Raw genomic sequence first — 10,000 nt, 5'->3', positions numbered from 1 at the left:
TTTTGTTGTACTTTTTGGATTGGCAACCTTCTATTTTTATCCATCCGAACCTAAGAAAGAAGATTTAGGAACATATGATAATCCAGAAGAAGCCTTTGCCGCTACACAGAAAGCCTTATTAATGGTTTCAGAACAAGTTAACATTGGCATGGAAAGTGTAGTATATTTAGAAGAATACGAAAAAACAAAAAAAACAATTTTTAAATAATAAGAAAAATGAAAAATTTAGTAGTAGTTATAGCATTTTTAATGGTATCAACAGTTTCTTTTGCACAAGGCGCTTTTGATAAATTTGAAGATAAAGAAGGTGTAGCATCTGTTATTGTGAATAAGAAGATGTTTGAAATGATGAGTAAAGTTAAAGTGGATGCAAAAGATAAAGAAATGCAACAATACATGAACTTGCTTAAAAAATTAGACAACTTAAAAGTGTTTACAACGAGTAATGCAAAATTAGGTGCCGATATGAAAGCGACTGTAAATAGTTACTTAAAATCGAATCCTTTAGAAGAATTGATGCGTGTAAATGGCGATGGTAAAAATGTGAAAATTTATGTAAAATCAGGTGCTAACGAAAACATTGTAAAAGAACTTTTAATGTTTATTGAAGGAGCTAATATGAAAGATGCTAGTACAATTGTTTTATCATTAACTGGAAACTTTAGTTTAGATGAAATTTCTATGTTAACCGAAAAAATGAATTTACCTGGTGGTGATGATTTGAAAAAAGCTTCAAAAAAATAAACCATGAAAAAGTTTCTATTACTTGTTTCAAGTGTGATTTTACTTTGGAGTTGTGAAGAAAAACCAACGCTTCAAAAGTATTTTGTAAAAAATACGGAATCATCTAAGTTCATTGCATTAGACTTAGCTTCTAATATCATTAAAACAGATAAAGTTACTTTGTCTGAAACTGAAAAAGCGGCTTTAGAATCGTTTGATAAAATGAATATTTTAGCTTTCAGAGCTGATTCTACTGATATATCAGGATATGATAAAGAAATCAAAGAAGTAAAAGCTATTTTGAAAGACGAAAGCTATCAGCAATTAATGAAAGTAGGTTCTGGAAACGATGGAGCAGCTATTTATTTCGTTGGGAATGATGATGAACACATTGAAGAGTTCGTAGTTTTAGCTGGAAAGAAAGAAAATGGTTTTGCAGTAGTTCGTGTTTTAGGAAACGATATGAATCCAACGCATATAATGAATATGCTGAGTTTACTCCAAAAATCACAAGTCGATATGGAGCAACTGAAATCCTTACAACAACTTATGAAATAAAAAAAATCCCGCAACTGCGGGATTTTTTAGTTTTTGAAGTATTTCAAAGGAACGATTAACATTCCAAAACATTCTCCGTGTTCTTTTCCTATGTGTTTGTGATGCATTTTGTGAGCGCGTCTAACAGCTTTAGCATAACGATTGTTTGCATTTCTAAACAATTTAAATCGTTGGTGAATAAAAATATCATGTACTAAGAAATAGGCCAATCCGTAAGCGAAAATTCCTAATCCAATTGCTAATCCTATTTCTAAGATATTGTGTTGCCACAATAAAAAACAGCCAATACTCACAACAGCATAAAAAATGAAAAAAGCATCATTACGTTCAAACCATGAATCATGATCTTTCTTGTGATGATCGGCATGTAAACTCCATAAGAATCCGTGCATAATATATTTATGACTAAACCAAGCCATGAATTCCATGAAGAAAAAGGTTGTGAAAAATACTAAAACGTGTAACCACATACTATATTAGTTTTAAATTATATTTAATCTGTATTTGACGTAACATCTGGCCAATAATTCTACTTTTTGATAATCAGAAACTCGTATACGCGTATTTTTGATTTCTAAAGAAGGTGTTTTTTGAAGCTTTTTCAATAATTTTTTATAATATCTGTATGCCGTATAAACGCCAAATTTAGCTTCTAAAGGTAAGTTTTTAATTCCTTCATAAGCAGCTTCAAAATCACTTTCAATATCAGCAATGATTTCTTGTTTTGATTTTTCATCTAAATGATTCAAATCGGTATTAGGGAAATAAGTTCTACTTAATTCTTCAAAATCTGCTTTTAAGTCGCGTAAGAAATTCACTTTTTGAAAAGCTGATCCTAATCGCATAGCTGAATCTTTTAATTCATTGTACTTTTCATCATTTCCGTTTACGAAAACTTTCAAGCACATTAATCCCACAACATCAGCTGAACCATAAATATATTCTTGATATTCTTCTGTTGTTTTGTATTCACTTTTGCTTAAATCAAGTTTCATGCTTTTCATAAAGGCATCAATCATTTCCTGTGGAATATTATATTTATTCACAGTATGTTGAAATGAATTTAAAATTGGATTTAAACTAATTCTTTGTGATAGCGCTAAACTTAATTCATTTTCAAACTGAGAAAACAAGGCTTCTTTATCGTAATCGTGAAAAGTATCTACAATTTCATCCGCAAAGCGAACAAAACCATAAATGTTATAGATGTCTTGTCGGATACTAGGAGCCAACATTTTTACAGCAGATGAAAATGATGTGCTGTACGCTTTCGTAACTTTTACGCTACAATCAAATGAAACGTTATCAAAAATGGACTTCATACTATTGATACTTTTTTATTAAATCGGCAACTAATTTTCCTGAAATTAAGGACGGTGGAACTCCCGGTCCTGGTACGGTTAACTGTCCAGTAAAATACAAATTTTGTACTTTTTTACTTTTCAATTTAGGTCTTAAAAAAGCGGTTTGCAATAAGGTATTGGCCATACCGTATGCATTCCCTTTGTACGAATTATATTCTTTAACAAAATCATTTACACAAAACGATTCTTTAAAGATAATATTATTTTTCACACTTTGATTAGTTAGTCGTTCTAGTCGGGTGATTATTTTTTCAAAGTATAATTCTCTTAACTCGTTTGTATCTTCTAATCCTGGTGCCAAAGGAATTAAAAAGATTCCAGCTTCTTTTCCTTCTGGAGCTGAGTTTTTATCAGTTTTTGATGGAAAACTTGCGTAAAACAAAGGTTCTTCAGGCCATTTTGGATTGTCGTAAATGGCTTCGGCGTGAATATTGAAATCTACATCAAAGAATAAAGAATGATGTTCTACGTTTTCAATTTTCTTATCAAACCCAACATAAAATAGGAGCGAAGAAGGAGCAAATGTTTTGTTTTCCCAATATTTCTCAGAATACTGACGATATTTCTCATCCAATAAAGTTTCCGAATGATGATAATCGGCGCCACTTAGAACCATATCAGCTGTAATGATTTTGTTATTTACTAATAAGCCAGTCGCTTTTCCGTTGGTAACATCAATTTTTTGAACATTAGCATTAGTTTTTATTTTGACTCCTAATTCTTTCGCCAATGTTTCCATAGCTAAAATTACCGAATACATTCCGTTTTTTGGATGCCATGTTCCCAAACCAAAGTCGGCAAAGTTCATAAAGTTGTAAAAAGAAGGCGTGTCGCTTGGTTTTGCTCCCAAAAATAAAACGGGAAACTCTAAAATTTGAACCAATTTCATGTTTTTGAATCGTTTTCGAACATCTTTTTTAATATTACTGAAAAATTGATTCACTTTTTTGGCTGTTTCTAAAGTAATTAACTCCAAAGGCGATTCTCCTGGACGATATACCAAATCTTTAATGGCGATATTATAATTGCTTTTAGCTTCCGCCATGAATTGCTCTAATTGCTTTCCGCTTCCTTTCTCTATAGATTCGAAAGTTTTTACAATTTCTGGTAAGTTATCGGCAATAGTAACAAAATCCAAATGTCCAAAATAGACTTGATAAGCTGGTGAGAGTTTAATTAACTCATAATAATCTGAAGGTTTTTTGCCAAAGTCAGCAAAGAAACGCTCAAATACATCGGGCATCCAATACCATGTTGGCCCAATATCGAATGTAAAGCCTTCTTTTTTAAGTTGACGCGCTCTTCCTCCTATGGTACTATTTTTTTCGTAAACAGTTACATCGTTACCCTGTTTTGCTAAATAGCAAGCTGCAGCTAACGAAGAAAATCCTGAACCGATTATGGCGATGTTTTTACTCACTTGTTTTTATTTTGTTTAACAAAAATAGTAAAAAAGTTAAACAAAACAAATCTTTTTATAAAGTATTTGAAAGTTCTTCTATACTATTAAATACATGTACGTTATTTTTGATGACTTTGGATGATATCGATTGTGTCATTCTGCCTAATAATAACAATTCATGATTGGTGTTTTCAATAAGTTTCGCTTGAATATCAATCATATAATTATCAATTTCTTCCTGATTTGGTTCAACGGTTAAATAACTTACAAAAGATATTTTTTCGTAAGAATTAATTAAATCTAACAAGCTGTCAGTTGGAATACTTTCTCCAAGATAGATGGTTTGGTAGCCTTTTAATAGGATTTCGTAATTCAAATACATTAATCCAAGTTCGTGAACTTCATTTAATGGAAGAAATAACACAAAAACTTTGTCTGTTCTTGTTGGTTCTAGTATTTGTACTTTTTCTGTATTTATTAAAAGTTTTTGTTTGATTAAATAACTAATGAAATGTTCGTGTGCTGGAGAAATGGTCTCGGTTTGCCAAAGAAATCCAATTTCTTGCATCAGTGGTATAAAAACAGTGTAAAATACTTCACGAAATGATTTCTCACTTAATAATTGATTGTATGTATTGAAAAACAAAGATTGATCAAAATTCATCATTGCCATTTTGAAAGTACTAATGGCGTGATTTTTTGCACTTTTTTCGGAAATAATGTCGTTGGCTAACTTGTTAATTTGCTCCTGATTAAGCGTGCCTATTTTTGAAATTTTATAGCCGTAATTGTGAAGTAATACGATATTTAAAAGCTTTTGTAAATTCTTAATATCATACGAACGAATGTTAGTATCTGAACGCATAGGCTCTAATACATTATAGCGTTTTTCCCAGATACGAATCGTGTGTGCTTTTATTCCTGAAAGATTTTCTAAATCTTTGATACTGAAAACATTTTTAACGTTGTTCATCTCTCATTTCATTTTGTTTAACAAAAGTAATAAAAAAAGTGAACAAAAAAAGTATTTTGGTAAAAATGTTTAACGATAGTCTAAATTTGGTTAAACAAATATAATATAGGGGATAGGATTGAGAATAAATTGTAACAAAAGTGACCAAGGAGGGATTTGAACCCTCACGCCCTTACGAGCACCACCCCCTCAAGATGGCGAGTCTACCGTTTCTCCACTTGGCCATAAAACAACAAAGACGTTGCAATGCAACGTCTTTAATTTTTTTGTGACCTGGCTGGGATTCGAACCCAGGACCCCATCATTAAAAGTGATGTGCTCTACCAGCTGAGCTACCAAGTCGGTGCGTTCAAGAAATAAGTTTTATGTAGTGACCTGGCTGGGATTCGAACCCAGGACCCCATCATTAAAAGTGATGTGCTCTACCAGCTGAGCTACCAAGTCATTTTATTTCCTTGAATGCGGGTGCAAATATATAAACATTTATTTATTTTGCAATGGGAATTTCTTATAAATTTGTCTTTTTTTACAATTAATTTCTTAACCCTTTAATTTATAAGGGATTATTTATTTATGAAAATAATATTATTAGGTTACATGGGTTGTGGTAAGTCGGTAATAGGTGCTTTTTTAGCAGAGAAGCTTCAAATTCCTTTTTATGATTTAGACCAAGAAATAGAAAAAGAAACTCAAATTTCAATTGCTGAATTGTTTCAAACCAAAGGTGAAATTTATTTTCGTAAAAAAGAAAATGAAATTCTGAAAACTTTTTTAGCGAAAGAAAATGACTTTGTTTTAAGTTTAGGTGGAGGAACACCTTGTTATTATAATAATCATGAATTATTGCTTCAAGAGGATGTGTTTTCTATTTATTTAAAAGCTTCAGTTGATACATTGGTAAGTCGATTGATAAAAGAGAAAGCCCAACGTCCTTTGCTTCACAATCAAGATGAGGTTAGTTTGAAAGATTTTATCAATAAACATTTATTCGACCGAAACTTTTATTATCATCAAGCCACGAAAATCGTTACCGTAGATGACAAGTCGGTAGAGCAAATTGCAGATGAAATTAAGGCTTTGTTAGCTTAAGTAGGCATATGAGTTATTCTCTTCGAAAACAACTTGAATGTGTTCTTGTAATGAAGTGGATAAAGATAACCCTTTAAAATCAGCCTTTACAGGGTATTTTTTGTGATTTCTGTCTACTAAAACTGCTGTTTTGAATTTGCTTAATGGTACTTCTAAAAAATGTTTTACGCCATAAATTAAGGTAGTTCCAGAACTCAAAACATCGTCAATTAAGACTAAGGCTTTATTTTTATAATCTTCAGGAGTTATAGAAGTGGTTACAACATCTTGTGGTTGTTGTTTGTTGATTTTAACTTCACAAAGCGTTACATTCAAATCCGAAATTAAAGCTAATTCTGCAGCTATTTTTTCAGCAAAAATAAAGCCATTGTTAGCAATTCCAGCCAAAATCACTTCCTCTTCATTAACAAAGGTTTCGTAAATTTGGTAAGCAATTCGTTTGGTTTTGTGTTTGATTTCTTCGTGCGTTAAAATAATATTTTCCATGTGTGTTGTTATTTGACTTCAAAGATAAAAAAGAGTTCCTTATTTTGTCGTGGCTTTATCGAATTATGTGCTTTTTCTAAGGTTTTAATGGTAAACTTATCTGAAAATAGATTCAAATATTCGGTTACAGAACCTCCAAATGGCGGACCTTCAGTAGTTAATGGAAAGTCAAATAATAATCCCGCTAATTTTCCTTTCGGATTTAAAAGTGAAGCCATTTTTTCAACATATTGCGGACGCATTTCAGGAGGTAAAGCGCAGAAAAACGTTTGTTCTAAGATTAAATCGAAAGTCATATCCAAGGCAAAAAAATCGGAATGGATTAAATGAGAAACAAATTCTGGTTTTCTAATTTTGATATTATTTAAAGGAGTTTCGGCAATATCAACCACATAAACATTTTGAAATCCGTTTTCAATTAAATAATCAAATTCATAACCATTTCCGGCACCTGGAATTAAAATTCTAAGATTTTTATCGGTTAATTGATCGATGTATTCTTTTAGAGGAGTTGTAATAGAACCTGCATCCCAACCCGTTTCTCCTTTTTGATAGCGTTCTTCCCAGTAGTTCATCTTATTTAATTTCTTCAGTTTCTATATTATCATCTAAATAGTCGTCGATATCTCTACGTTCTTTTTTAGTAGGACGCCCCGTTCCGTTGGCTCTGTAGTGTTCTTTAGATAATTTTAGTAATTCTAAATGTTCAAAAGCTTCTTTTGGCGTTTCGTCTTTGCGATACATGTCTAACAATTTAGCGCCCAAACGATTTTGAGGGACATCTAAAATGGTTAATTTATAGTTGATTTGGTCTTTTCGAAGTGTAATTTTATCCATAGCAAAAACCTCTCTTGATGCCTTTGCCACCTGTCCATTAACGGTTATATGTCCTTTTTTTACAGCTTCAGTAGCTATACTTCGGGTCTTATAATATCGTAAACACCATAAAAGTTTATCTATTCGCATAATATAATTCAAAAAACCATGTTAATATTTCTACAAAAATAAATGAAAATTGTATCTTGCGCCCTATAAATTTTACAATAATGAGAAGTCTTTTAAAAATAGCCCTTTTATTAACAGTTGCTTTTGCTTTCTACGCTTGTCCTTCTGATGATGGTGGAACTTCAATTGTAGTTAGAAATGAACTTGAAGTATATAATGAAAATATCGACCAAATCGAAGAATTTTTACATACACATTATGTAACAATTGATGCGGATTATAATACGGTATTTGCAGAAATTCCTGAAGGAGGAACGCAACAGGCCATTTGGGATATGACAGAATTGGACACTATTCAAAGAAAGTTAAATGATATAAATTATGTGATATATTATTTAAAAATGAATGAAGGACAAAATTTGAATCCAACTCCTTTAGATTCGGTATATGCATCTTATAAAGGAATTGTTTTTGAAAAAGTTACTGAAGTGGTGGGTAGTGTTTCAACAACTTATACAAAACAAACAGTTTTTGATCAAGCCTTGACGCCAACATGGTTTAAATTAGAAGATGTGATTTCTGGATGGAGTGAAATTTTCCCTTTATTTAAAACAGGTGATTTTTCTGAAAATCCACTTAATGGAGACGTTTCTTACTCTAATTTTGGAGCTGGAGTAATGTTTGTGCCGAGTGGTTTAGCTTATTTTAATGAAGAAAAAGGGTTGATTCCAGCTTATTCACCATTAATTTTTACTTTTGGATTAAAAGGATTACGATACAGAGACCATGATGGTGATAAGGTGTTAACAAAAGATGAGTATAGAGAGCCAGAAGTTGGCGATATTGTTGATTATGTAAATGGTACTGTAAATTTTAAAAAGACAGCTAAAGATACCGATGGAGACGGTCAACCAGATTACCTAGATATTGATGATGATGGAGATGGTTTTTTAACAAAAACTGAAGTAAAATTCACCTATGTAGATGGAGGTCAGACGAAAACTAGTTATTATCCATTTCAAGGAGCAACAACAGATGATCCATCAACGCCATATGATGATAGAAGAGGCATACCAAGAAAATTCACGGGTCCAATTGTTTCACCTTCAACATTACCTTCACCTATTGAAGCCGATTTTACGGATGTTGCTAGATTGAGAAGACATTTAGATAAGACATGCAAGCCACCTTATCAAAATTAAAATATGCTAACAATTTAGTTTGGAAAATACTAAAAAAAGCAACTTTTAGGAGTTGCTTTTTTTATTACTACATTTTACATCTATTTTCATTAAACACCCTTTTTAAAAAATGCTTTATCTATTACCTAAATTTAAGTAATTGATATTGTACTTTTTGTGTTAAATTTGTACCTACTATCAGTGCTTTATTAGTGCTATATCTATGCTATATCAGTGCTATATATTTAAATAAAATTATGAGTAACTATTTACAATAAATTGTTCATGGGAAAGTTAAAAGGAATTGTACAGTTTACAGGAAAATTTGATGGTTTATCATTTTATGAGATGAATGGTAAAATTGTGATACGGAAAACGGGTGGATTTGATGGTGAGAAATTTAAGAATAGTGCTAATTATGCTCGTGTTAGAGAAAATAGTTCTGAATTTGCGCATTGTGCTAAAGTGGGGAAATATTTTAGAAGCGCTATTGCTGCTTGTTTGTTACCACTAAGAATACCCTATGTGCACAACCATATTGTGAGTTTGTTTCAAGAGATTTTAAAATTAGATGAGATACAAAACAGAGGGAATAGAACCGTTAGAAATGGAATGCTTACTGCGGAAGGTAAAAAAGCGCTTTTGGCTTTTGAATTTGATAAAACCCAAAAGTTTAGTCGTTACTTTCCTTTTAAAATGGAGGTTGATTTTACTGCCGGTAGTTTAAAGTTTTTAGATTTTTGCGCTTCTACTCTTATTACCCCAAAAGGTGCTGACCAAATACAACTACAATTACATGTTGCGAAATTAGATTTTGAACATTTTACAACACCAATAACTCAGACAAGTTCTATAGCTTTGATTGACTTGAATGACGCCACTATATATGATTTAGTTTTATCATTTACTCCTACTCTTCAAGATTCTAATTTTTATGTAGCTGTTTTGGAGGTGTGTTTTTTACAAGAAGTAAACGGAAGTTTTGTAAAACTAAAAGGCGGAGGATTAAAAATTGTGGGAGTACATTAATAAAAACCTGACTTTTTAAAAGCAGAAGTAAAAAAGTTATATATTTGAAATACGTTCTTACAAATAAAAAGTGTGGATTTTGTCCAAATTTCACCTTTTTTAGGTTTTCTTGAATTACTGTTAAGTATTTCTGATATTGGTGTGAAGTAATTTTTGACTACTATCCTTTCGGAATGCTCGTGCCTAACCGACACGGAAGCAGCAATAGCTACCGTTATGGCTTTAATGGTGTGGAGAAAGATGATGAATT

Annotated in this window: 12 protein-coding genes, 3 tRNA genes and 1 pseudogene; 6 read left to right on the top strand and 10 right to left on the bottom strand. The window is 31.7% G+C overall.

Annotated features, from left to right (window positions below; all coding sequences use genetic code 11):
- The 3 genes and pseudogenes from LDL23_RS11625 to LDL23_RS11615 all read left to right on the top strand — a co-directional run.
- Window positions 1-208 (top strand): annotated as a pseudogene (locus LDL23_RS11625) (hypothetical protein); the annotation flags it as partial.
- 8 nt (window positions 209-216) lie between these two features.
- Window positions 217-744 carry a DUF4252 domain-containing protein gene (locus tag LDL23_RS11620; RefSeq protein WP_291265847.1) on the top strand — a complete coding sequence of 176 codons (528 nt, stop codon included), beginning with the start codon at window positions 217-219 and terminating at the stop codon, window positions 742-744.
- Window positions 745-747: 3 nt separating this feature from the next.
- Window positions 748-1,281 (top strand): DUF4252 domain-containing protein, encoded by a 534-nt coding sequence (locus tag LDL23_RS11615; protein WP_291265846.1) that lies wholly within the window; start codon window positions 748-750, stop codon window positions 1,279-1,281.
- Window positions 1,282-1,307: 26 nt separating this feature from the next.
- Here the strand turns inward: LDL23_RS11615 and LDL23_RS11610 are convergent, their stop codons facing one another.
- The 7 genes from LDL23_RS11610 to LDL23_RS11580 form a co-directional block, all read right to left on the bottom strand.
- The gene (locus tag LDL23_RS11610) at window positions 1,308-1,751 is read right to left on the bottom strand and encodes a sterol desaturase family protein (protein WP_194097199.1); all 444 of its coding nucleotides are present in this window, start codon (window positions 1,749-1,751) and stop codon (window positions 1,308-1,310) included.
- 12 nt (window positions 1,752-1,763) lie between these two features.
- The gene (locus tag LDL23_RS11605; protein ID WP_291265845.1) at window positions 1,764-2,603 is read right to left on the bottom strand and encodes a phytoene/squalene synthase family protein; all 840 of its coding nucleotides are present in this window, start codon (window positions 2,601-2,603) and stop codon (window positions 1,764-1,766) included.
- A 1-nt stretch (window position 2,604) separates the two neighbouring features.
- Window positions 2,605-4,065, bottom strand: coding sequence for an NAD(P)/FAD-dependent oxidoreductase (crtI, locus tag LDL23_RS11600; protein ID WP_291265844.1), 1,461 nt, complete (start codon window positions 4,063-4,065; stop codon window positions 2,605-2,607).
- 55 nt (window positions 4,066-4,120) lie between these two features.
- On the bottom strand, window positions 4,121-5,020 hold the full coding sequence (locus LDL23_RS11595; RefSeq protein ID WP_291265843.1) for a MerR family transcriptional regulator: 900 nt from the start codon (window positions 5,018-5,020) through the stop codon (window positions 4,121-4,123).
- Window positions 5,021-5,161: 141 nt separating this feature from the next.
- A tRNA-Leu gene (locus tag LDL23_RS11590) sits at window positions 5,162-5,244 on the bottom strand.
- A 45-nt stretch (window positions 5,245-5,289) separates the two neighbouring features.
- Window positions 5,290-5,362 (bottom strand) — tRNA-Lys (locus LDL23_RS11585).
- Between the two features lie 29 nt (window positions 5,363-5,391).
- A tRNA-Lys gene (locus LDL23_RS11580) sits at window positions 5,392-5,464 on the bottom strand.
- A gap of 129 nt (window positions 5,465-5,593) precedes the next feature.
- Here LDL23_RS11580 and LDL23_RS11575 point away from each other — a divergent pair.
- Window positions 5,594-6,109 carry a shikimate kinase gene (locus tag LDL23_RS11575; protein WP_291265842.1) on the top strand — a complete coding sequence of 172 codons (516 nt, stop codon included), beginning with the start codon at window positions 5,594-5,596 and terminating at the stop codon, window positions 6,107-6,109.
- Here the strand turns inward: LDL23_RS11575 and LDL23_RS11570 are convergent.
- Genes LDL23_RS11570 through LDL23_RS11560 form a run of 3 tightly spaced genes read right to left on the bottom strand, consistent with a single transcriptional unit; the run spans window position 6,101 to window position 7,561 of the window.
- Complete coding sequence (locus LDL23_RS11570; RefSeq protein WP_026726150.1) at window positions 6,101-6,595, bottom strand: phosphoribosyltransferase family protein; 495 nt, start codon at window positions 6,593-6,595, stop codon at window positions 6,101-6,103. The genes LDL23_RS11575 and LDL23_RS11570 overlap by 9 nt on opposite strands.
- 8 nt (window positions 6,596-6,603) lie before the next feature.
- Window positions 6,604-7,170: a methyltransferase domain-containing protein gene (locus LDL23_RS11565; protein ID WP_291265841.1), complete on the bottom strand. Its 567-nt coding sequence runs from the start codon at window positions 7,168-7,170 to the stop codon at window positions 6,604-6,606.
- 1 nt (window position 7,171) lies between these two features.
- Window positions 7,172-7,561, bottom strand: a complete 390-nt coding sequence (locus LDL23_RS11560; RefSeq protein ID WP_026726148.1) for an RNA-binding S4 domain-containing protein — start codon at window positions 7,559-7,561, stop codon at window positions 7,172-7,174.
- An 80-nt stretch (window positions 7,562-7,641) separates the two neighbouring features.
- Between LDL23_RS11560 and LDL23_RS11555 the strand changes: the two genes are divergently transcribed.
- Both LDL23_RS11555 and LDL23_RS11550 read left to right on the top strand, forming a co-directional pair.
- Entirely contained in the window at window positions 7,642-8,742 is a 1,101-nt protein-coding gene (locus LDL23_RS11555) for a hypothetical protein (protein WP_291265840.1), read from the top strand.
- Window positions 8,743-9,006: 264 nt separating this feature from the next.
- Window positions 9,007-9,750, top strand: a complete 744-nt coding sequence (locus LDL23_RS11550; RefSeq protein WP_291265839.1) for a hypothetical protein — start codon at window positions 9,007-9,009, stop codon at window positions 9,748-9,750.
- Window positions 9,751-10,000: the final 250 nt, after the last annotated feature.

Origin of the sequence: Flavobacterium sp., from assembly GCF_020217025.1 — a bacterium.
In the GTDB taxonomy this organism is placed as follows: Bacteria; Bacteroidota; Bacteroidia; order Flavobacteriales; family Flavobacteriaceae; genus Flavobacterium.
Note: the sequence above shows the minus strand (reverse complement) of the source record. Positions and strands in the feature narration are given on the sequence as shown.

Bases quoted from the DNA above. Each gene is read 5' to 3' on its own strand.
- LDL23_RS11620 (WP_291265847.1), top strand. From the start codon at position 217: ATGAAAAATTTAGTAGTAGTTATAGCATTTTTAATGGTATCAACAGTT.
- LDL23_RS11615 (WP_291265846.1), top strand. From the start codon at position 748: ATGAAAAAGTTTCTATTACTTGTTTCAAGTGTGATTTTACTTTGGAGT.
- LDL23_RS11610 (WP_194097199.1), bottom strand. From the start codon at position 1,751: ATGTGGTTACACGTTTTAGTATTTTTCACAACCTTTTTCTTCATGGAA.
- LDL23_RS11605 (WP_291265845.1), bottom strand. From the start codon at position 2,603: ATGAAGTCCATTTTTGATAACGTTTCATTTGATTGTAGCGTAAAAGTT.
- LDL23_RS11595 (WP_291265843.1), bottom strand. From the start codon at position 5,020: ATGAACAACGTTAAAAATGTTTTCAGTATCAAAGATTTAGAAAATCTT.
- LDL23_RS11575 (WP_291265842.1), top strand. From the start codon at position 5,594: ATGAAAATAATATTATTAGGTTACATGGGTTGTGGTAAGTCGGTAATA.
- LDL23_RS11570 (WP_026726150.1), bottom strand. From the start codon at position 6,595: ATGGAAAATATTATTTTAACGCACGAAGAAATCAAACACAAAACCAAA.
- LDL23_RS11565 (WP_291265841.1), bottom strand. From the start codon at position 7,170: ATGAACTACTGGGAAGAACGCTATCAAAAAGGAGAAACGGGTTGGGAT.
- LDL23_RS11560 (WP_026726148.1), bottom strand. From the start codon at position 7,561: ATGCGAATAGATAAACTTTTATGGTGTTTACGATATTATAAGACCCGA.
- LDL23_RS11555 (WP_291265840.1), top strand. From the start codon at position 7,642: ATGAGAAGTCTTTTAAAAATAGCCCTTTTATTAACAGTTGCTTTTGCT.
- LDL23_RS11550 (WP_291265839.1), top strand. From the start codon at position 9,007: ATGGGAAAGTTAAAAGGAATTGTACAGTTTACAGGAAAATTTGATGGT.